The 25,263-nt window shown below is 60.1% G+C and carries 24 protein-coding genes; 10 read left to right on the top strand and 14 right to left on the bottom strand.

The window, feature by feature from the left end:
* Positions 1-96: 96 nt before the first annotated feature.
* Complete coding sequence (locus tag OUZ45_RS15685) at positions 97-717, bottom strand: LysE family translocator (protein WP_266171082.1); 621 nt, start codon at positions 715-717, stop codon at positions 97-99.
* Positions 714-2,084 (bottom strand): metal-dependent hydrolase family protein, encoded by a 1,371-nt coding sequence (locus OUZ45_RS15680; RefSeq protein ID WP_266171081.1) that lies wholly within the window; start codon positions 2,082-2,084, stop codon positions 714-716. The genes OUZ45_RS15685 and OUZ45_RS15680 overlap by 4 nt, the downstream gene beginning before the upstream one ends.
* A gap of 99 nt (positions 2,085-2,183) precedes the next feature.
* Here OUZ45_RS15680 and gcvA point away from each other — a divergent pair, with 99 nt between their 5' ends.
* Positions 2,184-3,071, top strand: a complete 888-nt coding sequence (gcvA, locus tag OUZ45_RS15675) for a transcriptional regulator GcvA (RefSeq protein ID WP_266171080.1) — start codon at positions 2,184-2,186, stop codon at positions 3,069-3,071.
* Positions 3,072-3,101: 30 nt separating this feature from the next.
* Here gcvA and OUZ45_RS15670 read toward each other — a convergent pair whose 3' ends face one another.
* Together OUZ45_RS15670 and OUZ45_RS15665 are read right to left on the bottom strand one after the other, a co-directional pair.
* Positions 3,102-4,013 carry a PhzF family isomerase gene (locus tag OUZ45_RS15670; protein ID WP_266171141.1) on the bottom strand — a complete coding sequence of 304 codons (912 nt, stop codon included), beginning with the start codon at positions 4,011-4,013 and terminating at the stop codon, positions 3,102-3,104.
* 45 nt (positions 4,014-4,058) lie between these two features.
* On the bottom strand, positions 4,059-4,952 hold the full coding sequence (locus OUZ45_RS15665; protein ID WP_266171079.1) for a DMT family transporter: 894 nt from the start codon (positions 4,950-4,952) through the stop codon (positions 4,059-4,061).
* A gap of 126 nt (positions 4,953-5,078) precedes the next feature.
* Between OUZ45_RS15665 and OUZ45_RS15660 the strand changes: the two genes are divergently transcribed.
* Positions 5,079-5,522 (top strand): Lrp/AsnC family transcriptional regulator, encoded by a 444-nt coding sequence (locus tag OUZ45_RS15660; RefSeq protein WP_266171078.1) that lies wholly within the window; start codon positions 5,079-5,081, stop codon positions 5,520-5,522.
* A 158-nt stretch (positions 5,523-5,680) separates the two neighbouring features.
* Here OUZ45_RS15660 and OUZ45_RS15655 read toward each other — a convergent pair whose 3' ends face one another.
* The 3 genes from OUZ45_RS15655 to OUZ45_RS15645 form a co-directional block, all read right to left on the bottom strand.
* Positions 5,681-7,900: a prolyl oligopeptidase family serine peptidase gene (locus OUZ45_RS15655; RefSeq protein WP_266171077.1), complete on the bottom strand. Its 2,220-nt coding sequence runs from the start codon at positions 7,898-7,900 to the stop codon at positions 5,681-5,683.
* A gap of 367 nt (positions 7,901-8,267) precedes the next feature.
* Positions 8,268-8,507: a hypothetical protein gene (locus tag OUZ45_RS15650; RefSeq protein WP_266171076.1), complete on the bottom strand. Its 240-nt coding sequence runs from the start codon at positions 8,505-8,507 to the stop codon at positions 8,268-8,270.
* Between the two features lie 14 nt (positions 8,508-8,521).
* Positions 8,522-9,193, bottom strand: coding sequence for a YceI family protein (locus OUZ45_RS15645; RefSeq protein WP_266171075.1), 672 nt, complete (start codon positions 9,191-9,193; stop codon positions 8,522-8,524).
* Positions 9,194-9,493: 300 nt separating this feature from the next.
* On the opposite strand from OUZ45_RS15645, the gene OUZ45_RS15640 reads away from it, so the two are divergent.
* A complete protein-coding gene (locus tag OUZ45_RS15640) occupies positions 9,494-10,372 on the top strand; it encodes a winged helix-turn-helix domain-containing protein (protein WP_266171074.1) in 879 nt (292 codons plus the stop codon).
* 11 nt (positions 10,373-10,383) lie between these two features.
* On the opposite strand, the gene OUZ45_RS15635 is transcribed toward OUZ45_RS15640, so the two are convergent.
* Entirely contained in the window at positions 10,384-11,358 is a 975-nt protein-coding gene (locus OUZ45_RS15635; RefSeq protein ID WP_266171073.1) for a hypothetical protein, read from the bottom strand.
* Positions 11,359-11,564: 206 nt separating this feature from the next.
* On the opposite strand from OUZ45_RS15635, the gene OUZ45_RS15630 reads away from it, so the two are divergent.
* The 4 genes from OUZ45_RS15630 (at position 11,565) to OUZ45_RS15615 (ending at position 16,017) form a co-directional block, all read left to right on the top strand.
* Positions 11,565-12,800, top strand: a complete 1,236-nt coding sequence (locus tag OUZ45_RS15630) for a cation:proton antiporter (protein WP_323137571.1) — start codon at positions 11,565-11,567, stop codon at positions 12,798-12,800.
* A 131-nt stretch (positions 12,801-12,931) separates the two neighbouring features.
* A complete protein-coding gene (locus tag OUZ45_RS15625; protein ID WP_266171072.1) occupies positions 12,932-13,489 on the top strand; it encodes a hypothetical protein in 558 nt (185 codons plus the stop codon).
* Between the two features lie 254 nt (positions 13,490-13,743).
* On the top strand, positions 13,744-14,304 hold the full coding sequence (locus OUZ45_RS15620) for a lysozyme inhibitor LprI family protein (protein WP_266171071.1): 561 nt from the start codon (positions 13,744-13,746) through the stop codon (positions 14,302-14,304).
* Between the two features lie 81 nt (positions 14,305-14,385).
* Positions 14,386-16,017, top strand: a complete 1,632-nt coding sequence (locus tag OUZ45_RS15615; RefSeq protein ID WP_266171070.1) for a peptidoglycan-binding domain-containing protein — start codon at positions 14,386-14,388, stop codon at positions 16,015-16,017.
* A gap of 295 nt (positions 16,018-16,312) precedes the next feature.
* Here the strand turns inward: OUZ45_RS15615 and OUZ45_RS15610 are convergent, their stop codons facing one another.
* Positions 16,313-16,768 (bottom strand): hypothetical protein, encoded by a 456-nt coding sequence (locus OUZ45_RS15610; RefSeq protein ID WP_266171069.1) that lies wholly within the window; start codon positions 16,766-16,768, stop codon positions 16,313-16,315.
* Between the two features lie 364 nt (positions 16,769-17,132).
* Between OUZ45_RS15610 and OUZ45_RS15605 the strand changes: the two genes are divergently transcribed.
* The gene (locus tag OUZ45_RS15605) at positions 17,133-20,183 is read left to right on the top strand and encodes a LysM peptidoglycan-binding domain-containing protein (protein WP_266171068.1); all 3,051 of its coding nucleotides are present in this window, start codon (positions 17,133-17,135) and stop codon (positions 20,181-20,183) included.
* A 273-nt stretch (positions 20,184-20,456) separates the two neighbouring features.
* Here the strand turns inward: OUZ45_RS15605 and OUZ45_RS15600 are convergent, their stop codons facing one another.
* Entirely contained in the window at positions 20,457-20,693 is a 237-nt protein-coding gene (locus OUZ45_RS15600) for a hypothetical protein (protein ID WP_266171067.1), read from the bottom strand.
* Between the two features lie 14 nt (positions 20,694-20,707).
* Positions 20,708-21,706, bottom strand: a complete 999-nt coding sequence (locus OUZ45_RS15595) for a sigma-54 interaction domain-containing protein (RefSeq protein WP_266171066.1) — start codon at positions 21,704-21,706, stop codon at positions 20,708-20,710.
* 233 nt (positions 21,707-21,939) lie between these two features.
* On the opposite strand from OUZ45_RS15595, the gene OUZ45_RS15590 reads away from it, so the two are divergent.
* Positions 21,940-22,422 (top strand): SPOR domain-containing protein, encoded by a 483-nt coding sequence (locus tag OUZ45_RS15590; RefSeq protein ID WP_266171065.1) that lies wholly within the window; start codon positions 21,940-21,942, stop codon positions 22,420-22,422.
* On the opposite strand, the gene OUZ45_RS15585 is transcribed toward OUZ45_RS15590, so the two are convergent.
* Positions 22,399-22,698, bottom strand: coding sequence for a 7(1) septoil knot domain-containing protein (locus OUZ45_RS15585; RefSeq protein WP_266171063.1), 300 nt, complete (start codon positions 22,696-22,698; stop codon positions 22,399-22,401). The two genes, OUZ45_RS15590 and OUZ45_RS15585, sit on opposite strands and share 24 nt — an antisense overlap.
* A gap of 101 nt (positions 22,699-22,799) precedes the next feature.
* Between OUZ45_RS15585 and OUZ45_RS15580 the strand changes: the two genes are divergently transcribed.
* A complete protein-coding gene (locus OUZ45_RS15580) occupies positions 22,800-23,183 on the top strand; it encodes a hypothetical protein (RefSeq protein WP_266171062.1) in 384 nt (127 codons plus the stop codon).
* Positions 23,184-23,205: 22 nt separating this feature from the next.
* Here the strand turns inward: OUZ45_RS15580 and OUZ45_RS15575 are convergent, their stop codons facing one another.
* Together OUZ45_RS15575 and OUZ45_RS15570 are read right to left on the bottom strand one after the other, a co-directional pair.
* Positions 23,206-23,793 (bottom strand): hypothetical protein, encoded by a 588-nt coding sequence (locus OUZ45_RS15575; RefSeq protein ID WP_266171061.1) that lies wholly within the window; start codon positions 23,791-23,793, stop codon positions 23,206-23,208.
* Between the two features lie 1,038 nt (positions 23,794-24,831).
* Positions 24,832-25,245, bottom strand: coding sequence for a hypothetical protein (locus OUZ45_RS15570; RefSeq protein ID WP_266171060.1), 414 nt, complete (start codon positions 25,243-25,245; stop codon positions 24,832-24,834).
* Between the last annotated feature and the right edge of the window lie 18 nt (positions 25,246-25,263).

Here is a 25,263-nt window from a genome sequence, read left to right as displayed (position 1 = left end):
CACCTACATATCAAACGCCACAGTATCTTGCGCTCCTACAAGGAATAGTCGCTTGACTGGCTCATCTTCGCGATCTCACAAGCATCGTGAAGCCACTCATCGATGCGGCTGTGCGTACAACAAAAGACTCACCGCCAGCACCAGCATCGTCAGCGCCGCACCGCGGTGAAGCAGCTGCACATAGCGAGGCGATAACCCGCGTGCGGCATATATGCCCACCAGGGCATACCCGCTCATCAGCACCGCGTCGATCACCACAAAGAGCAAGGCGAGCCTGAGATATTGCGTAGCCAGATTTTGTTGTGGGTGAACAAACGGCGGCAGCAATGCCAAGAAGAACAACCAACCTTTGGGGTTGCCCAGTGCGGCCAGCAAGCTGCGTGCAAATGCGTGGAAGCAGGAAGGTGTGGCCGCCTGCCCCTCTGGCGCAATGGCTTGAGGGTGTTGCCACAGCTTGAATGCCAGCCAGGCCAGATACGCGGCACCGACGTATTGGATCAAGACAAATGCGAGCACCGAGGTGGCGAGCAAGGCACTGATGCCCGCAGCGACGGCAGCCATCAAAAGCAGGTCGGAAAGCACGGCGCCGGCCACGCCGCACGCGGCCAGGCATAAACCGCCACTGGCGCCGTTATGCATCGCCAGTAGCGTGGTGGGTCCCGGTACCGCAACGACAACGGCGGCCGACAGGGCGAACAAGGCCAGCGAAGCGATCACGGCGCTGCCTTCGGCTCTGTCGCGATGCCGCCCGATTTGTAGACGGCGCCGCCCTTCATCACGAAGTCGATGTGGCGCAACAGGCTTATGTTGTCGATGGGATCGCCGGGCACAGCGACGATATCGGCGTACTTGCCGGGCGCGAGGCTACCCAGGTCGCGCTCCCTTTCCAGCAGCTGCGCAGCGTTGATGGTGGCGCTCTGGATGCAGAACATCGGCGGCAAGCCAGCGCTTGCCATCAGTTCGAACTCATGCGCGTTGTCACCGTGCGGATATACACCGGCATCCGTGCCGAAGGCGAACTTCAGGCCAGCTCTATAGGCATCACGCGCCATCTGCTGGTTGCGATTGCCCATGTGCAAGATTTTTTCCGTCACCTGGGGCGAAAAGTAACCGGGCGTTTTCGCCTTGCCGATCAAATAGTCCGGCGGGCTCAAGGTCGGCACGAACCAGGTGCCGTGTTCCTTCATCAGCCGCATGTCTTCGGCGTTCATGTACGTGCCGTGTTCGATGGAGTCGACGCCGCCCAGCACGGCGCGCCGGATCGCCTCCGCGCCATGGGCGTGCGCCGCCACGGTGAAGCCGTAATCGTGGGCGGTGGCGACGATGGCCTTGATTTCTTCCAGCGTCATCTGCGCGCGGTCTGCACTGCGGCTTTCGTCCAGGGCTCCGCCGGACGGCATGATCTTGATCACGTCGACACCATCCTTGTAATGCTGGCGGATAGCCTTCAACGCATCGTCGGGGCTGTTGACGATGCCATCCTTCGGGCCTGGGTCGCCCTGCAAGTCGGCGCGAAAACCGTCGGTGGGATCGGCATGGCCACCGGTGGATCCGATCGGCACGCCGGCAGCGAAGATGCGCGGCCCAGGAACAGTGCCGGTGTTGACCGCATTGCGCAGCGCGATCGACTCGTTGCCGTAGTCGCCAAGATTACGCACAGTGGTGAAGCCGGCGAGCAGTGTGCGCCGTGCGTAGACCGTTGAGGCGATGGCAAAGTCGGCGAGGTTCCGCCGGATCTTGTCGGAAAACGACGAAGGGCTGATCTGGTAGGTGAGATGCGCGTGGCTGTCGATCATGCCCGGCAGGCAGGTGTCGTGCGTCAGGTCGATCAGTTGTGCGTCGGCAGGCGCGGCCTGCCCGTGGACAACGTTCTCAATCCTCTCGCCGCGCACGAGCACGGTGGTCTCTCCCAACGTGCGCCCCTGCTCCACGTCGATCAGGTGGCCGCAATGCAAAGCCTTGAGTGGCACCGACGTGTCGGGGCTGGAGGTGTCGGGCGTGTCCGCGGCGAGTGCTGGAGCCTGCGCAAGAGGCAACGCCAACAGCAGGGCGCCAAGGTATTTTGTGTTGAGCTTGACTAACATCACGTGCATCCTTGGTTGAAGATGCCGCCATGCTAGGCGCAGCCTGCTTGGCTTACTAACGATGATTTTTCGCAAGTCTTGTGAATATTTCTAATCTATATGTCGCGTGAACTGCCACCGTTGAGTGCCTTGCGGGTGTTCGAAGCCGCAGCCCGTCTGCAGAGCTTTTCGCGTGCCGCAGCGGAATTGCACGTGACGCCGAGTGCGGTCAGTCACCAGATCAAATCGCTTGAGGCATTTCTCGGTACGCCGGTATTCCTGCGTCATGGGCGGCGACAGTTGACCCTGAGCAAGGAGGGGCGCGAGCTTGCCGAGCAGGTGAGCATGTCGTTGCAGCGCATCGCCGAATCGGCGGAGCAGATCCGGCGCCGCAAACAGGCCAACCGGCTGGTGGTCAGCATGCTGCCTTCGTTTGCATCACGCTGGCTGATGCCGCGCATGGGTCGCTTTCTCGACGCGCATCCGGGCCTGGACGTCAACGTGCGAACGTCGACAGCGCACGTCGACTTCGCGCGCGAGGAAGTGGACCTGGCCATCCGGTTCGGTCCTGGCGGATGGCCCCATGTCCACGCCGAACTCTTCATGCGCGAGGAACAGTTTCCGGTGTGCCGGCCGGATTTCGCCGGCGGAAAGCTGCCGCGGCGGCCGAAAGACCTGCTCGCACTTCCACTGTTACAAGCCGAGCCGCCCGGCTGGAACCCATGGTTTCAAGCGGCGGGCGTGGGTTTTGTCGAACCGCGCAGCGTGCTTGGCTTCAACGACGCCAACCTGACCTTGCAAGCCGCCATCGACGGACGCGGCATCATGCTGGCCCGTCGCGCCATTGCCGCCCGCGATATCGCACAAGGCTCGCTAGTGCGCCTGTTCGACACCGCCGTCGCCACCGATTACTCGTACTACCTGGTGTGGCCCAAGGACGCCGCGCCATCGCCGGCTGCGGCGAGCTTTCGCGCATGGCTGCTGGAAGAGCGCACGCGCGAGGTATAGGCGTGCTTCGCTCCGATCGCGTCGCGCGGGTCAAAGCTCCAGCTCGGTGCGAAAGGCGACCACAGCTTCGCCAGCGATCTTTACTTCCAGGGGCAGCTGCGACTCCTGATCGATGGTCACCTCGACCTGGACAAGACCCGCCCGTCCCATCGCTTCGCCTTGTCGCATCGTGCAGGAGAACTTGGTCTGCCCCACCGCTAGCGGCACCAGGCGATGCCGTACGAGATACGCACCGAGCGGCCCGTTTGCGTTGCCCGTGACAGGATCCTCGGGAATGCCGATCGCAGGCGCAAACATTCGCCCGTGCGCGAGGACGCCAGGATCTGGATCGGCCAGTGTGAAAAGGTGATAGCCGTTACAGCCGATCTCCTGGCTCAGCAAAGCCAATGCCGAAAGATCGGGCCTCAATCCATCGAGCGTTGCACGATCCCTCAGCGGAACCATGACTTTGGAATGCCCTGTGGAGACGACCGCCACAGGCCCTTGCCCCAGACTCAGCTCGTCGATACCCAAAGCCGAAATCAACGCCTTTCGCCTTCCCTCAGTCAATACAAGACCAAAAGTCGGCGGGCGCTGATGCATCCATATCCGAAAATCTCCGTGCTCTGACGGCTCTATCTCAATCCGCATCACACCTGCCCCCGTGAGCTGATGCACGCACCCACGAACCGCCGTCCGTTCAATGGCACGCACATAGTGCGCGGCAATAGTGGCGTGCCCGCAGACCGGCACTTCGATGGTCGGCGTAAAAAAGCGAATGTGGACATCGTGATCGCTTGCCCTCGGCTTGAAGATGAAAGCCGTCTCGGAGTTGTTGAGCTCTCGAGCTATCGCCTGCATTTGAGGGTCGCTCAGTCCATCCGCATGGGGTACGACACCAGCCGGATTTCCCGTAAAACGCGTGCGGGTAAAAGCGTCAACTTGATAGACGCGATACGTCACTGCCAAATCGCTCTCCTTGAATCACATTTGCCTGGCGAAGGGTCGTTAGGCGTGTGACGCCGAATCTGCCTGGCTCCGCCTCGCCCAGAACGCGCCCAAGCCGTTCATGCCAAAAACCGCGATCAGAATGGCGACCGATCCCACGACTTGCATCGTCTGCAGGCGTCTCCCGAATGCCAGCACGTCCACAGCGATGGCGACGATGGGATAGATGAAGGACAGGGAGCCTTGGATATGAGTGGGAAGGCGATGTATGGCGTCGTACATCAGAATGTAGACCAGCCCCGTATGCACAACACCGATAGTCAGCAACATGCCCCACGTGCCAGCACTTGACGGTGGATGCGCAAGATCGGCGAACGGCATCAGCGCCACAACGCCCACGCAGACATGGATCAGCGCGATCAGATGTGGTGGCGTGCCGGCGAGTTGCTTGGTGACGAGTGCGGCAACCGCCCACGCACAGGCAGCCCCAAAAGCCATGACGATGCCCACGGTGTACTGCGGCCCTGAACTTGCGCCCACCTGGACAATCAAGGCCAGACCACCGAAAGCCAGGGCCAGCCAGGCCAGCTTGGCCATCGTTACTCGCTCACGAAGAAAGTAAGCCCCGAGACACACCAGCATGAAGGGCTGGGTGTTGTAGACCATGGTCGCCATCGCGATCGACGCTCGCGAATAGGCGGCAAACAGCAGTATCCAGTTCAGGACAATGGCGATACCACCCAGCGTCGCCAGCCCCAGCACGCGTTTGGTCAGATGCCCTCGAAAGTGCCCCAGGTAGGCACATGCAACAAAGAGCGCCACCGCACCGAATGCGCACCGCCAGAACACCACATCCAATACCTGCCGCCCTGACGTGACCACGAACCAGCCAATCGTTCCTGCGATCGCCATTGCCACCGACATTTCGGCGGTACCACGTGCCTGCTCGCTCATCCGCCACCCTCGTGTTTCCGAGCACGCAATGTAGAAGCGGAAAGGCCATCACACCATGCAATAAGGCACACTCTTTCGGCAAGAAACCTAATTATCTTAGGCCAAACGCAGCCACAGGCTTCTTCAATGATCGACCGCATCGACTGTTCGATTCTCAAGCTACTTGCCCGCAACGCGCGCCTCTCGCTCAAGGAGCTCGCAGCCGGCATCTCACTATCAGCGCCAAGCACCACTGAGCGGCTCCGCCGCCTGGAAGAGCGCGGCACCATCCGTGCCTACACCATCGACGTCGAACCGAAACAGCTGGGCTATGCCATCCAGGCACTCGTGAGGGTCCGGCCGCTGCCGGGGCGCGTGCAGATCGTTCAAAAGCTGATCGAGTCCACACCCGAAATCGTGGAGTGCGACAAGGTGACGGGCGACGATTGCTTCGTCGCCCGCCTGTTCGTGCGATCCATGGAACATCTCGACGAGGTGTTGGAGAGCCTCGCGGCCGAGGCCGCCACAAGCTCATCCATCGTCAAGAGACAGGTCATTGCGCGAAGGCAGCCGCCTATGGCGCCTATCTAGGGATGCTCTGATCAGAAGACCACTTTTTCAGATCGCTCGACTGATTCCGATCGCATTGTTGATGTTGATCAGTTAAGGCCACGAACCCGCCGCTACATTGACAGCACCAACACGGGATTGCCCGTGGGGCCCAAGGCCTCCACGGGCTACGTCAATGCTCAGGGCGCCGGCAGTTGCGCATCCATGAAGGCGAAGATGTCGGCGAATTCGGTTGCCTCGGCCCCGAGCGAGGCCTGAATACCATGTCCTCCATTGGCGTTGGTACGTATCCAAACCGGCCGTCCGCTGGTGTTGGAAACGCGCAGGCGCGCGGCGAACTTGCCGGTCTCCCAGGGAGAGACGCGGCTGTCGTTGAGGCCAACGTCCAGCATCATCGCCGGGTAGGCAGTGTGCGGACGGATCTGCTGGTAGGGGTCCATCGCCAGGATCGAGGGAAAATCCGAAGCCTTGCGCGGGTCGCCCATTTCGCCGAATTGGTTGGCGCCGTTGGCAGCCTGCGGCAGGCGCACCGGATTGAGAATGCTGACTAGAAACACGGCGGCGCCGAACTGCTTGGGATGGCCTACCACTGCACCGCCAATCAGCAAGCCGCCTGCGCTACCGGAGACCAGCCCGGTACGTTCCGGGCGGCTGTAACCCAGTTCGCTCAACCGCGCCACGCCGGCGACGAAATCTTCCACACCTTTGTGCTTGTTCGGTCCCTTGCCGGCCTGATGCCACGCCTCGCCCTTCTCGCCGCCGCCGCGAACGTGCGCATAAGCGAAGATATTGCCTTGCTTGACCCATTCCAGCCGGACGGGCTTGAACGAAGGCACGATGGACAGCCCGTAGCTGCCGTAGCCGAACAGAATGGCGCGATGACTGCCATCCAGCGCGGCGTCCTTGCGGTGCAGAATCGTGAGCGGCACGTGCGTGCCATCCTGGCTGACCAGCTCAGTCTCGGTCGCCTCGATCATGCTGTAGTCGGCCGGGCTGGCTTGGTCCTGGCCAAGGCTGTGCAGGACCCGGTCCGTCGGATCGTAACGCCAGGATTTCGGCGGCATGGTCCAGCCGCGCAGTTCGAGCAGGAACCCGTCCTGGTTGCTGCCGGCGTGGAACAGCGAGGCCGCGCCAGCCAGCGGCATCGGCACCGTTTCGACTTTGTCCGTGACGTAGTCGATGCGGCGAATGTCGTCGATGCCGTTCTTGGACACCTTCGCGTACAAGGCGTCGTGCGCCGGCGCGAGCGTCTGTGTATCGGTAAGACTGAAGCCGACAATGATCTCGTCGTCTTGCAGCGGCAGGATGGAGCGCGCATTCGCGATCGACGCATCCGGGCGCGACAGGTCCAGCGAGAGTAGCTCGCCGTTGGAGCGTTTGCGGCTGGAGACCAGATAGAGCGTGTCGCCGTGGACGGCGGCCGCCTGTACCTTGTCATCCAGGTCGGCGATGCAGCGCCAAGTCACGTCGGGCTTGATCGCGTCGGACTGGGGGGCTACGCAATAGCGCTTTTCGGACTGCGCACCCGCCGCCACGGCGAGCGCCCAGTGTGAGCCGGTGGGAAATTCGATGACCGGAAAGCGGTTGGCGGGAATCGCAAATGACGAATTGGCGCCTTGCCCCGTGCCTGCCCGTAGCAATACCGGGTCCTGCGCCGACGGCGTACCCAGCCGGTGCAGGCGCAGGCGCATGTCCTGCAGAGGATCGCCGTTGGTGCGCTGATCGGGCGGCGCCAGTTGGGTGTAGGCGAAACCGCTGCCGTCGGGTAGCCACTCGGCGCCGAACTGGCCCCACACGGGTTCGACCGCGTCGCCGGTGGGCTTACCGCTCTTCACGTCGAGCACTTCCAGGCGGGTGATCTCGTTGCCGCCGTGATCGACGTTCACCGCCACCTTGCTGCCGTCCTGCGAGGGCGTGAACAGGGTGATCGAGGCGTGGCCGCCGTCACCGTTCAGTGTCGCCGGATCGAGCAGCGCGCGCTCGGAGCCATCGGCCTCGCGCACCATCAGGGTGCCGTTGCCCTGCGCCACCTCGCGGATGAAGAACAACCTTCCGCCGACATAGCGCTGGGCGCGGTGGATCACAGTGGTGCCACTGGTGTTTTGCAGGGCCTGCTGCCAGGCCTTCAGCGTGGGCAGCGCGTCGAGCTTGGCGCGCGCGTCGTCGCCCTGGGCGCCGAGCCATTGCTGGAATTCGGCGTTGTGCTCACCTTCCATCCAGCGGTAGGGATCGTGCAGGGTGGCGCCGAAGAGATGGTCAACGACGTCGACCGTACGCGCCGTCGGCGGCCCGTCAGCCTGCGCGGCAACAGCAGGCAGCGCGCCGAGTGTCAGGGCACAGGCCGAGGCAGCAAGGCGCAACGAAAGGTGCCAACGGCGCGAGCGGGAAGTGCACGACATGACGATGTCCTTGGGGTACGTGAAGAAATGTCCTGGCGCGTATCCTTGCGCAGCATGTCGCGGCGCGGCACTGCCATCGGTCATGCCGCACACTGGAGCGTGAGCGCCTTCGCAGTTCGCTGCTGCCCCAGGTCAACAGCCATCCCGTCGCTGATGGAATGGATCACAGCAACGCCAAATCGCATCCCTCTACGATCTGCTTCGGTTGACCGATCGCGTTGAATCGGTTCACGTGATCATTTCAATCAGCGTACGCAATCACCCTTTCCCACCGTTCTTTTTTGTGGGCAACTATCAAAGGAGAAACCTCATGGGACCGTGGTCACACGAGTCCTTCAGTGCTTATGGACCTGTGCCGGAAGGCGGATCAGAGAAGTCGATTCGCAATGCCCCACCACCACGCCGCCTTGCTGATCAATATCCACATGGTTGCCATCTGTCCCAGCACGAGCGCGGACAACCCTATGGCGTAAACGGGATGCATGCGGCGCGTCATCAGCCAGTCGCGCAGCATGCCCGCGAGAATCAGTGCATCGACATAGGCGTACCAGGTATGGGACGGAACGAGTTCCTGGGGAAAGCAAGCGAGCGCCCCAGGAAAGGGCAAGTCCTCGCGACGGCTTATCGCTTCAAGGCGGCTTCCGCAGCTTCCACCTCCTTCGCCGCTTCCATGGAGTTCTTGGCGGCCTCAGCCGCATCAGCCTTGAGCTTTGCGACGTAGGCTTTGGACTCTTCCGCCTCGCTGGTGATGTGAATCTGCACCTCGTCGCTGACTTGAGGCACGAAAGCACCAAGTCCGAAATCGGAACGCTTCAAGGTGGTCAGCGCTTCGAAGCCCACGGAAGGCAAATGGCTTCGGATGTTGGTGCCGACCTTGTTGATGGTGACATCCAGCACAACCGGTCGAGTCACGCCGCGCAGGCTCAGATCCCCGGTGACTCTGAGTCGATCCGGCGCGCTTCCTTGCTCAACCCGGGTGCTCTTGAAGGTCGCCGTGGGGAATTGGGCCATGTCGAAGAACCTGGCAGCCCGGAAGTCCTCGTCGAGATCGGGCACGCCACTGGTGAGATTGGCCAATGTGATCGTGGCCGTTACCGAGGCCTTGGTCGGGTTGGCAGGGTCGAACTCCAGCGTGCCCTCCACCTGGCTGAACTGCGCGGTGGGGTTGGAAAAGCCAAGGTGATTCCAGCGAATGACGCCCTGCGTGTGACGAGTTTCCAAAAGATAGGTGGAGGCGAACAGCGGAGCGGAAGCGAGCGCAAGAGCGGCGGCAAGAGCAAGGCGGCGGATCATCAGTAAGGACTCCTTGAGGGATGTGGCAAGGCGTGCGGCGCACCCGGAATGCGGGTGAGCGCAGGCGGCCTTCACTGTGCTTTTCCGGCCGCGAATAGTCCTGATGCAGCCCTGAGAACTTCTGAAGAGTTCTGAAAGCCAAGGTATTCAACGCCTTGCGGCGCCGTCGCTATGAGGCGCAGTGCCTACAGGCAATTGCCGCTGTGCGGGGTAAGTGCGACCATCCGCCGTCCTCGCGTCAGCGAGCTATCAACAACAGGATGGCGAGCGCAAGAAATGGAGTGTCCACCGGGAGCAACGTTGCGCATCGGCGAATGGTCGATCCATCCGGCGACGGATCAAATGTCGCGGCATGGGGAACTGATCCGCCTCGAATCCCGAACCATGCGCCTTCTATTGTGCCTCGCCGAGCACGCGGGCGCCGTAGTCAGCATCGACGACTTGCTGAGCAAGGTCTGGCCCGGAGTCATCGTTACTTCCGATTCGGTTTACCAGGCCGTTGCGTCCTTGCGTGGCCAGCTGGGCGACAATCCAAAGCAACCGACCTACATTGCGACCGTGCCGCGGCGGGGCTATCGACTGGTGGCGAAAGTCGAGGTGCCCGTAGAAGAGCCCTCGCAACCGGCAGCCGCTCCAATCGCAGGCGCGCCTCCACAGGAATCAGCACACCGCCCTGCCCTGGTGCTCGCCGTTGCCGCACTGGTACTGATCGTTGGCTTCGGCGCTTACTGGATGCTCCATCGTTATTCGCCAGCCCCCACTGCACGCGCGTCGTTGCAGACCGAGAACCATCGGCAGTCCATTGCCGTGCTCCCCCTTCTCGACCTCACCGACGCCATGAACGAAGAGCCCTTTGCGGACGGCATGACCGAAGAGCTGATCGATAAACTCAGCAAGATGCCCGAATTGAAGGTCGCCTCGCCCACCGATTCGTTCTTCTATAAGGACAAAAAGGTGGCCATCGCCGACGTCGCCAAGGCCTTGAAAGTAACCTACGTCATGGATGGAAGCGTGCGCAAATCAGGGGCCTCCCTGCGAGTTGCCGCACGGCTCGTTCGCGTCGACGACGGCTTTGTCGTCTGGTCGGAAACCTATGACCGCCCCTATGCCGACAAGCTGGCGATTCAGGATGAGATAGCGAACAGAGCCGCGAATGCTTTGAGAAGAACGATCAACTGAAGCTGAGGAAGTCAGTGGGCGGCCACGGTCTGGTGAATGACGGAGGTTAGCGTCCCCGGCTCGTTCTCCGGCAGGATCCTGGTCGGACGCGACTGCCAACTCTGGAAGACGAAATCATCGGGCTTCATGTTGGGGTCGCTCGCAACGATGCGGTACCTTTCTATCGCGTGACGGGTCCAGTCGATGTCGGTTTTGTCGCCGGGATCTCCGTCGATGATCACGCCGTAGGACATGCCTGTCGCATGGAGCCGCTTGCGCCATTCCACCAATTGCGGTTGCCATTTGTTCTGCCAGATGATGTCGGCCTGCAGAAAGGTCAGTTTCTCGCCCAGCTGTTCGTGAAACACCTTGGCAAAATCCATGATTTCATCCAGCCGATCAGCCGTCTGGTCGGTAACAGGCTCGATATCACCGAACTTAACGCCTGGAAATGCCGCTTTCAGTATGCGGATATTGGGTGCGATGTTTTGAACCAGCGCTTCAGTCGTATAACCGCAGGCGTGGCCGCCATGGCTGAAATGCCCCCAAGTCATCGGCTCATCGAAAGCGACATACTCGATCTTGCCACCCAACCCGGATACGCGATTCGCCAGCTTCTGAATAACCGCCGTGGTCGTGTAGCCAGGTACTCCGTTGCCGCATTGAACGGATGTCGCCAGGATCTCGGCCTCAAGGCCAAGAGCGATGTGGCGCCGACGCAGATCCTGGATGACCGTGGCCAACTGCTGGTCGGTCGCACGGTGTAGGAACTGGGTCGAGACCTTAAAAACCTTGATCGAGGATGCGGATTTCGACCAAGCCGCCTCCGGTTTGAATAGTTCCATGAAGTCATCGGCGGCGGTGCTGGTCATCGCCACATGGCTGGTCGCGCTCCGATCTGCAGCCACGACGGGGTCCACCGCGGATAACCAAGCCTGTCCCGCTGGACTAGGCGCACTAAACGTCGACACTACCAGTGTTGCAGCAAAGAGCAGTGCTACCCGCATAGTTGACTCCATCCTCTGGGTCGTATGGATCTGGCGATCGCATCCGCTCACGTCAGACTGATTTTGGATGCTCGCCAGCTATCAAATCAACGGCGCCAGGCTCGCTTGACCATCACCGGAAGTGAACCTGATCCTACTTTGGCGCCCTTGGTTGGACATGGACTGTCGCCTATGCTGCCCGACTATCAGTCGCGGTGGAGAAACGGATGGCTCACACGCCCCTCTTGGTGCAGTTGCTGGTGATCCTGGTCGTATCCAGGGCCGTGTCGTGGGCGCTGCGTTGGCTGGGGCAACCGCCCGTGATCGGCGAGATGATCACCGGCCTGCTGTTGGGGCCGATCGTGTTCGGCGCCATCGCACCCACATGGCAGAACGCGCTCTTCGCGCCGTCGACCCTTGGAGCGTTGAACAGTCTGAGCACCATCGGACTGGTGCTTTTCATGTTCATCGTCGGCGCCGAGCTGCGCTTCCCCAGCGGCGCCGGAAGGCAACTGAGGGATGCCAGCTATGTCGGCAGCTTTGCCGTTCTGCTGCCCGCCGCGCTCGGCCTTTGCATCGCCCCCATGCTCTACTCAGACTACGCGCCGCGTGGCATCGGGTTCTGGCCGTTCGCGATGTTTATCGCCGTTTCCGTGGCGATCACGGCGCTGCCAGTCATGGCGCGCATTCTCAAAGATCGTCACCTGACGCAAAGCGAGCCCGGGCAGCTGGCGATCGCCGCCGCTGCGATCACCGATGTGTTCGCCTGGGTGGCGCTCGCACTGATCGTTGCCCTCATCTCCGCCCATGGCAACTGGGCACCGTTCTGGCGCACCTGTATCGGCCTCGCAGCCGTGACAGTCGTCGGACTGGGCATGCTGCGCCCGCTACTCATCCGGCTACTGGCCCGGCGGGCGCCAGATGGCCGCCCCGCCAATACGATGCTGGCGATCCTGCTCGCCGGCGCGATCGGCTTCGCCGCGATCACCGACTGGCTCGGGCTGCACGCCGTGTTCGGCGCTTTCCTGTTCGGCCTGAGCCTACCGCGCGACGACCGCCTGCTTCACTCCCTGATAGAACGCATCGAACACGTCGCCGTTCTGGTATTGCTACCCATCTTCTTCGTGCTCTCCGGACTCAACACCACGCCCGACATGCTCACCGACGGAGCGGGCCTGGCGATGGCCGCCGTGCTGGCGGTCGCAATAGTCGGCAAGGTGCTGGGTGGTGTCGCTGGTGCGCGCTTGGCTGGGCGGTCATGGCGCACGAGCTTTGCAGTGGGATCGCTGATGAATGCGCGCGGCTTGATGGAGCTGATCGTCATCAAAGTTGGGCTGGATATCGGTGCGATCGATCAGCGCATGTATACGATCCTGCTGATCATGGCGATTCTGACTACGGTGATGACGACGCCGATGGTGGTGGCGTTTACGCAGCGGGCGCGTGTGAATGAGCCCGCATAAGAGAGATCGTGACGAAGGGTCTTGGCTCAACTAATTCCACTACTGAATGGAACAAGACCATTCACGCTATGCCGCCAGCGAGAGCATCAAAGGCATGCAAGAATGCCCTTCGTCCCAAGGAGCGGAATCTCATGACGAACAGGCTGTTTAAGGCTTTGGGCATTACCATCGGATGCATGGTCGGAACACTGGCGGCAGCTTCATCGCCCCCCAGGCACCCGATACCGCCGATCACAAAACCTTATGCGATGGACAAGGCTGGCAACGTTGCCGCTATCGATTTCTGGGTCGAGAAGGGCAAGATCGATACCCGTCGCCGGCTGATGCTTGCCCTGGACTTCCCCCAGACTGAGAAAGGCGCGGTCGAAGACGCCATTCAACAGCAGAGTTTGCCCATCGAAGTACAAGTCTTCTTTGAAGAAGGCGGACATCGCGTCCCTGTCCCCACGGAAGACAACGACACCATCCTGGCTACTGCTTACGGGGCGGCCGTAAAGGCCGATAACCCCATGGCCCACCTGCACCTTTATGCCACCGACGGCAAGACTTCCAACGTCTTGATTGCAGGGTTTCGCGCCACCCACGATGGACATTACGTTGCGGTCATAAGAACCACCCAGGATCAACCCGTCTTCAAAGACATCAAAACAACGTTGAGAGTGGACGAGTTCTACAACACTGGTGAATGAAGGAGCACATCATGGGAGCTCCAATGGTTGCTTGCGCCGACGTTCGACTGACTCCGCTAGCGACGGATCGAAACTAGCAAAAGGGGATAAGGGCGTCTGTAGGGGATCGCCTGCGCGACATATGTGAAATATGTCGTCCATTGAATACGTTTCCGAATGCTATCGTTGAAGACAGGTGCGGCAGATCACGGGCATCCATGATGCTCAAATGAGCTGTTCCTCGGTGCAACTTTACATGTCTGGAGGACGAAGTGATGAATCGGGCAACGAATGTCTTGGCTGCGCCCCTGCTTTGCCTATCTCTCTTCGGTAGTGCGCTGGCATCGACACCACAAACAACACCCAAAGCGGCCAGCCCGGAAAACCACCAGGCCAAGTCCACCGACGATGGCGATGTTATCAATGGCATTGCCTTGATGCCTGGCGTAGAGCGACTTTCCTACATATCGCCACGGTATTACGGCATCAGGCCTAGTTACGACGCATGCATCAAAGCTACCCAGGAGCAAGTGGCGCTTAAAGGCGATTGTGCCGACACCGAATTTACGTACCAGGATGCGCGCTTGAACAAAGCTTACAAAGCGCTTGTGTCTGCAATTACCGTCTCAGAAGGCAAAGATGCCATCAAGGAGATTCAGGCAGCACAGCGTGCATGGCTTGCCTTCTATGAAAAAGACTGCGCAGTAAGAGCTGACCGATTCGGCTCCACCCCGGGGCCGAGCACCTTGTCAACCTGCCGAATGGAGAGCACAGCCATTCGCGCGCAGGAACTAGAAGACTGGCGCAATAGCTATGTAGCTACTCATCAGCCTTGATCCGCCTCAAGACGAGAAACCGAGCTACGCATGGCATAGCTTGGTTTTGCAGGGACCCAAGATCACCTACAGGAGTTGGCTATGAGCAACGAGACATTTTCCGGCGGCGATGCTCTGGAACCGGGCACGATGCAGTACTACACGCATCAGGCGATGATGCGCAATGAACTAGCAGGTGGCCATGGGGCATATCAGATCAGCAACGCTCAAAAGGCCGCCAGCGGACCCAGCTTTGGTCCGTTTCAGTACGACATCGGTGCCAATCAGCATGGCAGAGATTTGTTAGAAAGCATTGCTACTGATGCGAAGGACGCGCAGGGCAGCCGGATCATCAGCGATCAGGATCTGAGCAACATCAAGCAGCATTTGTATAAGCCCTTTCGGAGCTTTAGCGCCGAAGATAGGGATGTCTATGAGCAGATGAAGCCCAAGCTCGATCAGACCTTGAGTTCTTCGGCTGGGATCCAGGCTATTAATCGAGACTACCTGCCGGTCCTGGATGCCAAGGTCAAGACGATGAATGATGCCGTGGCTGGCATCCAGAACGACGCGAACAGAAACTTTCTTCAAGGCAGTCCTGTTGCCAAATTGATCGTGCTTGATACAGCCAATCAATACGGCTCCACCGTGAACGATGGCCTGAAAGCATTGCTGAATATGTCCAAGGACGACCCGGCCATGCCCATGCCCGGGAGGACTTCTCCAGCGACCATCAAAGTAGAGGGAGAGCTCGGCCTTGAGGATCTGATTCGCTACAAGCTGGAAACTCAGTACGGCCAATCCAATTCGGGCGCCAAGGATGTACTGCGGCGCATTTCCAACATTGTCGAAGCTGTCGGAGTGGATGAGGTCAAAGCCAATTTGTCGGCAGAGGATCGGCAATTCCTAGAAACCGGTCTGAAGGACTACCTTCGGGACCATGGGCGTGACTTGAATATTGTTGAGAACAAGGAACTCAAGGCGCTGGCTCAGCTCGGCGGGTGGCCCGTCGATCATCACCACAGCCAACATGGAGGCCCGCATAGCCACGCAATGAAGCAGGGAAGCACGGGTGACGATGTTGCCAACCTTCAAAGGAGCTTGCAGGGGCTTGGGTATACAGACGCGGATGGCCAGCCATTGCAACCCGATGGGCATTTTGGCCCATCAACGCATGCCGCCGTACAGGCATTCCAGGCAGCACACAACCTAAAACCCGATGGCGTTGCGGGTCCCGCTACCTTGAAGGCCATGGAAGAACAAACCCACTCACTGAGCAAGCCCAATACGAGCTCGTATCAGTGGCAATGCCCTGCCCGCCTGGACGACCCATCGCACCCCGACAACGCGCTCTATCTCCAAACGCGTTCACAGGTTCACCAGCTCGATCAGCAGAATGGCCGCACACCGGACCAGCGTAGCGATCAACTTGCCGCTGCCTTGACCGTTTCTGCCAGGGCAAGTGGTCTGCAACGAATCGACCAGATCGCGCTTAGCGAAGACGCCAACACGCTCTGGGGCGCACAGCGCCCGCCCGGCGTTCGCGATCACTTCTTCGACCAGCATTGCAAGATCGATACCCTGCAGGGCTTGAACATGCCTATGGAGCAGAGCGGAGCGCAGTGGCCGCAAGCCATGCAGCAGTTCCAGAAGCAGCAGGAACAAACGCAACAACAACAAAGCCTGCAACAAGATCAGGCCATGCAGCAGGCAGGCCCGGTGATGCAGCGCTAGCAAGAAATGAGGTCGAGTCGACTTCCGAAGTTTGCTGGCTAGCAGTAAGGCAACTTGCCCCCCATTTTCCCGCGTCCCGTTTCCCTCGGCACTGAACGGTCGCACCAGCGAATTCAATCCGAACCAGGCATCCTCCAGCACAAGCAACACCTTCAGCGCCTGACCGCCTCCGCGGCGACGGACTGGCGGCAGAACGCCGTCGGTCCATCGCGGGTATTAAGCAGGCGCGGCGCATCCGCGCTCAGCCATGCTGATCCGCCTCCGTGAGCTGTAAGGCGTCCCGCCTGCCTCGACACTAGATGCTGGCTAGACGTTGGCTCAAGCTAACCGACTGGGGAGCCAACAGGCACCGTTTGCCTCCCGATGGTGCGACTCGCTTGCAATACACGTTCACGATGGCAACCGTGTTTTGGGCGGAATCGATCAGCTGGAACTGTTTCGCCACGCCAGGGCCGGTCGAGTTGTCGACGGCTACGGCGACATACGGCTGCGGGGCCATACCCATCTTCCGCAGGGCTTCCGAGCTCTCCGCCGCCTGCTGCGCTTGTACGTACTGCCTGTGCGTGTTGCCGACAAAGGCCTCAAACCCGTAGCCCATGGGCAAGTCGAGGACGTAGGTCTCGTACTGGCCTGGTGCGTTGACGGTGACATTTTGCAAGTTGGTGGTGCGCATCTGGTCTTGGGCGGCGCTGCCGCTGCCGGCGCAGACCAGACCGAGCGCGATAGTTGTAGCGATGATCAGGCGTTTCATGGGGGCCTCCAGACGGACGCCGATGTCCGTTCGGCGATTCTGGGCTGGCGCAGAGAAACAAAACGGAAACAAAACGAAAATAAAACGGGTCGGCGGTCGTTGAATGCACTTAACGACCGCCGTCCCGTTTTTCCCATCCCCATCAAGAAGCCGCTGTCCGGCAGCGCTTGCGCTCTGGCGCCAGTTGTACCGCGTTGCTGCTGGCGCGCGATGTTACGGCGGGATGTTCAAGTTCTGTGTAATGCCATACCTAAAAGGACCCCAGCTCCGAGGCGCCTGGAAACCTAGGGAACCCCCGTATTGTCCGCGCCGCTGGCACAGGCGGTAAATGCCCGACAGGTATTCCCCCAGATGGAGATCAGCCATGCTCCCTGTCGAACCCGGCTCCTCGGCCCGATACATCCCGCTCGCCGCGCCGCAGCCACCGCCCTACCAGGTACAGCCAAAAGATACGGTGCAGAGCGTGGCGCAGACGTACAAGGTCACGCCGGAGGAACTGGCGCGGACCAACGGCATTTCCGTCACGACCGATCTTGCGCATATCCAGACGCTGACGCTGCCTGCCAACGCGGTGCCGCCTGCCCACGACGATAGTTCGCAACCGGCGCAGACGCCTGCACAGAAGACCGACGCCGCGATCAGCGCCTACCAGGACGCCGTCAAGCATCGCGACGAGCTCATCCAGAACGCTCCGCACAACGGAGCCATCCGCGCCGACATACGGCAGTCCGAATCACCGGCGGTAGATAGCGCGCAAAAAGCCATGGATACCGCGATCCAGAATGAGATCGCCGGCGAAGTCGCCTACCGCAACAACGGCACGCCCGTTGAGTTCCGCACTCCGACCGATCAACTGATTACCAGCGCCGGCCAGGCGATCCTGCAGCGCCACCAGGGTGACCCGGGCACGCAATCAGCGATCAGCGCTGCAGTCAGCGACTACCAGCTGACCAGCAAGGCGCAAGCGCTGATCCCGTCGTTTTCAGGCGACTTCAGTCCACATGACAAGCTGCTGAGCTTGAGCACCAATCTTCAGGGACAGCCACAGGAGGTGGTCGACCGCGTGCTGGCCGATCCGAATGTGCAGAGCTGGGTCAAGGCCGCGGCGGACCAGGTCGCCCAGCCCTACGCTCACGTCAAATCGGGTAACGAGCACTATGCCGTCGATCAGGCGAGCCAGGCGGCGGGCCAGCTGCAGATGGTTACGGACGGCCTACCCCCTGCGCTCGCCACGGCAGTCACCCAGGCCAGCATGCCGACCATCCAGAAGATCGCGCAGTTGGAGCTCGGCAGCCAAGGCAGCATGGTGCCATTCGACAGCGTGCAGAGCGTGCTCGCCGGTCTCGGCGACAGCGGCCAGGCCAACGCGGTGATCAATCAGGCCGCTGCGGCCTATGCGGGCAATCTCGGCGCCGTGCGTTACCTGACCGCCAGCGGTGCCGCCAACAGCGCCAATAGTCCATTGACGGCCAGCATCAGCCAAAGCCCGGGCTATGGCTCGGCTGGCAGCCCAGCCTTCGCGATCGCGCTTGGCAACCAACTCAGCGGCCGTCCCGGCCTGAACGATCTTGCCAACCGCGCGTTTGATGCTGGCGCGCAAGGTGTACACGACTACCTCGCCAACAATGGCGGCAGCCCGTTGAAAGCCTACGATGCCGCCCATGCCGCAGCCCAGCAGACGGATCAGAAGCTGGCTGAGCTGCTGGCCAAGGCGGGGCCGTTGACCGACGAGCAGAAGCAGGCGGTGATCAAGGCCTATCGCGACGATCCGGACCATGCCAAGGCCTATCAGGCAGATGCCGATGCTGCGAAGAAACTCGCCGGGTACATGCAAACCAACCAGGCGAGCCTGATCTACGCGGCTGGCCGCAACCCGGACGCGGCGCAGCAACTTTATAGCGCGATGAAGGATCTGGCGCAGTCAGGCCAGGGAAAGCTCGCACTACAGTTCGCCGGCGATGTGCAGAACGATCCCGCGGCATTGAAGGCCTTCGGCAAGTTCTCCGACTACGAAAGCAAGTTCCTGCCCGACGCCATGGCATCCGCGCACGGGCAACTGCTGGTCGAGGACGGTGGTGACACCAAGATGGCCGGTAGCCAGTTGCTCGAGCTGGCTTCCCCGGTATTCAAGTTTCGAAACGGCTGGAACCTGGTCAAGGAAAACTTCGAGAAGAAGATCGACGGTAATGGGACTTTCAACGCCAAAGCCTTGGCCCAGGGCTACAAAGAAATGGGTTTGTCCGGTAAGGCCTGGGCGGTGGCGGCGGTGACGACCGACAGCGTCAACGGCGTCAACGTCACGAAGATCAACGAGATGATCGGTGAATTCTCCATGGCAGGTGGCGACGTCACTGAAGTCGGTACCGGCGCACTGAAGACGCTGGCCGATGCCGGCAAGTTCGGCGCCTACAACGCAACGGCTGAGACAATGGCCAAGTTGGGCGCGAAGTTCGTGCCCGGGCTGTCCGTGATTGCCAGCACCGCGGCTTTCGTAACGGACTTCAATGCTGCCAGGGACAATCAGAATCCCGCCTATGCGGGCGCGCTGCTCGGCGACACGATCGCCGTCATAGGCAGCTTTATGGAAACCGCCGGCGTCACCGAGGTGCCAGGTGCGGTCGTGACCGGTATCGGCATACTGATGTCGGCACCGTTCGAGCTGGTCGGCAAAATCATCGACGGCAACAAGGAGCAGAAGGACTTCCAGGAAGAACAGGTGAAATACCTGGAGGCAGGCGGCATCGACAAAGACAAAGCCGAGGTGTTGGCCAAAGATGGCGAGGCGATCAATGCCTTCGCCAAACAACTCGGACTTAGCCCGCAGCAGGCGCAAGACGTACTGATGGCCCATCGCGAAGCCTTCGATCAAGGCGCCGGTAATGCGCAAGGTCTCATTGACGTGGTCAAGGCCTGCCAGATCAAACCCGAAGACGTGGGCGGCTTCGTCGACGCGCTCGCCCATGACAACCCGGATTACGTCCGCTTCTTTAGCCAGCCCCGCGGCACCCCCACCACCCCGCTCACCAACCGCGATGACCTGGCCGACCTGATCGGCGGTGGCGGCTTTACCAACGCCAAGGCCTACGTGCAAAGTCACGCGCCGGATGTGTTCAGCGCCGCCGGCAGCGCGCGCCGCCAGGCCGACCGCCAATACGAAGTGGCGCAATCTTTAAGTGGATCGCCACAGATGCAGATCGGCAATCTACTGAAAAGCAATCACGACCCCGTCTATCAATCCGAGATCATCAAGGTCATGAAGGACAACGGCACACTGGACACCTGGGTGAAGCAGATGGGGACCGAATTTGCCTACAACGGCTGGGACCAGGCGGCGAAGAGCGCGATCCAGAACGCACAGAATACCAACGTACTTTCCGCCGACGAGGCGCAGCGATACCTCGGCCAACTTGGTTAAGGATGCTCTGATCTATTCAACGCAGGCGGCATGATGCCCAGAAGGCTTGCGGTGGGGGTTGCGTGGCGCAGGGAAGGCTGGCCTGCGCGGCACACACCGCGAGCCTTAGCGGCTGCGCGAGCATCAGATGGCTGTTGAGGAAGGCGCGCTATGAGCAAGCTGCCGTTGTTTCGTGACTAGCTTCGAACCTCAATCGCGGCCTGGGAGCACCCTAGGCCGTTTTTGCCGTTCACTCACTCCTCGCCCCTCGCTCCTCGGTCCTCACTCCTAGATCTATGCCCCGCGCACGGCTGCACGCCACACTATGCGCCCACCACGGCAGCGCGACATCATCGCCCCCTCCTGCTGCAGCAAGGCCAAGGCCCGTTCGATCAACTCACGCGGCGGCACGATGCCTTGCGGACGCAGCCACCATTGCTCTATGCCTTCCACGGTATCGGCGCAGGCCGGATTCGCGGCAAGGAAGTCCATGATCACATCGGCAATGGCACGCTCGGTATAGCTGCTCACGACGGCGCCCAGATTCAAGAACCCGACAAATCTTGCTCTTGTTCGACCTGATTGGCGAGACGGTATTTGTGCACCAGCTTGCTAAATGCGCTGCGATCCTGTCCGGCCATGCGCGCGGCGTGGGTGATATTGCCCTGGGTACGATCCAGCATGGTGCGCACGAAGTTCTTCTCGAACTCCGCAATGGTCTTCGCCTTGCCCTGCTTGAAACCCGTTTCGTAACAGACTTCCGGACCAGCCTCCGTCTGTCTGTCACTGGGCATACTGGCCTTTAGCACTTCGCCATCGCACAGCAGGTATTCACGCTGGATAAAATGCTCAAGCTCGCGCACATTGCCCGGCCAGTTATAACAACGGAGAGATGCCAGAAAATCCGGATGAAAATGCTTTACCGCGGTCTGGCCGCGATAATTCAAGTTGAGGCGATCCAGAAATGCCTGCGCCAATTCAGCGACGTCATTGCCGCGCTCGCGCAAAGGCGGCATCACCAGCGGCATCACCATCAGGCGGTAAAGCAGATCGCGTCGGAAATGCCTTGTTTCGACCAGTTGCTCCAGATTGGCATTGCTCGCCGCGATCAGCCGGACATTGGTATGCCGCGTCTGTGTTCCGCCAACGCGCCGATACGTGCCATCCTGCAAAAACCGCAACAGCGCCGCCTGCGCTTTCAAGGACAAGGTATCCACTTCGTCCAGGAACAAGGTGCCACCGTCGGCCTCGCTGATCAGGCCCGGCGCCGATTGCCGCGCATCGGTGAACGCCCCCCGCTCATGCCCAAACAGTTCACTTTCCACCAGCGACTCGGCCAGGGCGCCGCAATTGACTGGGATAAACGGGCGATTCGCGCGCGCACTCAAATAATGCACGGCACGCGCGCCAAGCTCCTTGCCGGTACCGGTTTCGCCGCCGATCAGCACGGCGACATCGAATTTCGCAATACGGCGTATCTGCGCCAGCACGTGCGCGAACTGCGGCGAAGAACCCAGCAGACTGAACTCCATCACATCGCCCATAAAAACCTCCCATAGAAGGGCAGGATGAAGGCAGCAAAACCGACCGCAATGCGCCTGACAAGCACGGCGCGCCCAGGCCAATCAAATCGCTTTACCCCCGTCCCCAGGGTCGCGAATGTAGCCCTGTTTACTTCACCATCGCAATATGCCTGTGATCGATTACTCTAAACTCTCAGCAAGGCCTTCCAGCGTCACGTTTAATAAACATCCGTTTTGATACAGGCGCGATTCGCATGTTAAAGCGATTGGGATTTCTGTTACTACTAGGCTTTGCTTTTGCCGGCGGCGCCTTGGCGCCCGATACTTGGCGCCAATTCATCGCCTTGCAGGCGTCACAACTGCAACGTCATGCCATGGCAACCTGGTCGAAATATGTAAGCACCCCCGCCAACGCGGACAGCCTGGTTATCGGCACTCGAGTCGCCACTCCCGCGATCGCGGAAGGGCAGCCAATCTACGCCTTGCAGTTAGGCGAATTCATCAACGGCGCGCAAGCCGACGCGGCCATGCAACGCTACGAAGCAGCGGCACGCAGGCTGGGCCTGCCCATGACCACACTGGCGGTGGTCGATTCAAACAAGGACCCATGGACGGTGCTGGCCATCGGCCAATTTCCGAGCCAGGATGCCGCCGAACAAGCGGCGCCGCGCGTACAGGCCACCGTGGGACTGGAAAGCACGCCAGCCATCAAACTACCCGCCAAACCCGCGTCGTAGAAACAGGCCGCGCTTCGCATGCTCGGGATCGCGCCAGCCCGCCTCGCCGTAACTATCCACGAAACACACCAAAACCTGCGCCATGCCGATGCTGCAGAAATAGACCCAGCTAGTGGCGTCATAACGATCGCGAGTAATAAACCAACGCGCATCGCCCTGCGCCAGGCCCCAACTGCTCACACGATGCACCCATAAATCGGCCTGTCCGCGATCATTTACCAGGGCCACGCGGACATCCGCTTCGCCCATGGTTTGTGCTTGGTAGATACGTGCCATGGATTCTTAGGAGTGAGTGGAGAGGGGTCAGCAGTGAGAAAAGAGTATATCGTTGATGGCGTATGATCCCGGTTCAGTCGTTTCCACTTCTTCCGGCTTTTATGAAAACACCCAAGCAGCCTGGCGGACGTTCACCTTACGAGCGCATTTCGGTGCTCAAGCTATCCAGCTCCAGCCGCGTGGTGCTGGGGCAGTCGCGACCAGAGCGGGATGATCGGCGGGCGCGCGCGATTCTACGCTGGGGCCATCCGGACAACCCGGCCCGGCCACAACCCAACGCCACCATCGATACACCGCTACCGCAACGGGTGCAGACCGCGCTGTCATATCGCGTCAACGAAGCACTGCAGCGCCGCCTCCATGGCGGCCCTGCCCCGGCGCCGGCTTCACGCAAGGCGGCCATGCAAGTCGTTCAAGCAACGGTTGATCTCGATGCAACGGGCATGACCTGTATCAAGATCTTGGACAGCTTCGAAGACGAATAAGCCCGCTTGACTGACAGCCTGTCTACCAGTTGCGCCTGATGTGCTCTCCCGGAGGCAATGCACCGAATTGCTGGCCCAACTCGGTGCCGGTAACGACCACCCGCTGCTTTATGGCTGGAAAGGCAAGATGTGCATTACTTGCCACCTCGCGCTGTTGTGGCGTGCTGATGGGCCGAAAGACATTTCTTGACCGATGGAGCAACACGCCGTGCAACTCCTCTTGCAATGCCGTCTCGCCACGCGCATTAGTGACATTGTCGAATCGGTACGTATGATGATTTCGCGCCGGTTCCCGGCCAATGTTTGTCGGCAGACGGTGTTCCTGCGTGATATGTCCGAATGTTCCGCTGCGAGTGCGGTAGTAAACAGTGGGTTGCTGGCCTGGGGCCGAGGTGGTACCGATCACGTGATGGGGGTGATACAGCCAAACCTCCGGATTGTCCGCCCGCAAATCCTGTTCGGCCTGGTGTATGGCCTGCTTCCTAGCATCCGTCAAACTGTCGGCGCTGAAGAATGCCTTGACGCGGCCCCACTTGCCGAGCGACCTGCCCATTTTAATATCCACCTGGGCTTTCACACGGTCATATCGCTGCTTGTAGGTCGGGTTCACGATCATTTCCTCTGATTGAGACCTTGGCTGATTCGCGCCAATAGGGGTCGGAGACGTTATCACCCCCTTTATGCCTCCACTCTGCCCCGCTTCCGCCCCGCCCCCGGCAATTCGAGACGCTACCAGTTATGTCTGGTATGAACCCCCTGACCGGCCGCGATAAACTGACGCCCATACTCGGCGCCAGTAACGACAACCCGTTGTTTGACGGCTGGAAAATTGAGGTGCGCGTTATTCGCCGCGTTTTGTTGGGCCTGCGTCACGATAGGTTGTAATGCATTCCGGGATCGGTGGAACAACACTCCAGGTATTTCCTCCTCTAGCACCGGCCTTCCTCCGACATTGACATTTCCATACCTATATGCCGCATGCTTACGCGCCGGCTCCCGGCCAACATTAGTTGGGCCATTGTGCTGCTGTGTGATGTGCCCGAAAGTTCCGCTTTGGGTTCGATAGTAAACAGTAGGAAGCTGTCCCTGGGCCGAAGTCGTTCCGATGACGTTTTGCGGTTGGTATAGCCGATTCTCTGCGCCCTGTTCGGCTTGGTGTATCGCCTGCTTCCTGGCGTCGCTCAAGTTATTTCCACCGAGGAAGGCTTTAAATCGCCCCCATTTACCAAGGGGACGACCCATTTGAGCATCCACCTGAGTTTTGACGCGGTCGTACCTTTGTTTGTATGTCAAGTTCACAATCGCATCCTCATATAGATGTCATACCTTGGGAGCCTCCAACGACTGAGGTATCCCCACGTTTTGAACGGTCATTCCGGCGCAGGCCGGAGGCGCTTCACAACAGCGAAGCTGGTCATCCCGTAGAAGTGCTGTGCGAAGCACTCAAAACAGTTTTTGTGTGCTTCGCACGGCATATTAAAACTGGATCCCTCGCTCCTCAAACCCGAGCACATCCATGTGCTCTCTCCGCGTACCGGCCTGCGCCGGAATGACGAGCAAAACCACGCCTCGTGCCGCATGCGCTCCATTTGTGATTTACATGATTTGACATGCAAAAGAACGTGGGGTACCTCAGCATTCGGACCCCCTATTTAGGAAATTTAGTTGAGGTAGATGGTGGCCTCCAAACTGTCAGAGCTCTCACCCGTTTAACGTAAAGCGCCAGTGCATTGGCAGGGCCGTCGCGATGACCGACACCGGTATTTTTGAATTTATCAAGCTGATAGCCTTTATCTTCCACCGTAAGAAAGGCCAGCTTCCCGTTCTTGCTCCTTGGTCCCGCGATGACATTCCATGTCCTTCCACCAACGTAATGGTGCTCACCGCTTTCGTAATGTAGTGATGGATCGATGACGGTATTTATACGCGAGATACGCTTGCGGTTTGCGGTGACCGCTAGTGCGTTGGATACGCTTTCAGCGAAATGTTTTAACGCGGCAGGGGCCGGAAAATTGGAGAGGAAGGAGGAGGCAGGAATCTTTCGTTTAAGCAAACTGCTCATGACGACTTTCCTTTCAAT

The organism is Dyella subtropica, assembly GCF_026283965.1.
Taxonomy (GTDB): domain Bacteria; phylum Pseudomonadota; class Gammaproteobacteria; order Xanthomonadales; family Rhodanobacteraceae; genus Dyella_D; species Dyella_D subtropica.
This window is presented reverse-complemented; position numbering and strand designations above follow the sequence as displayed.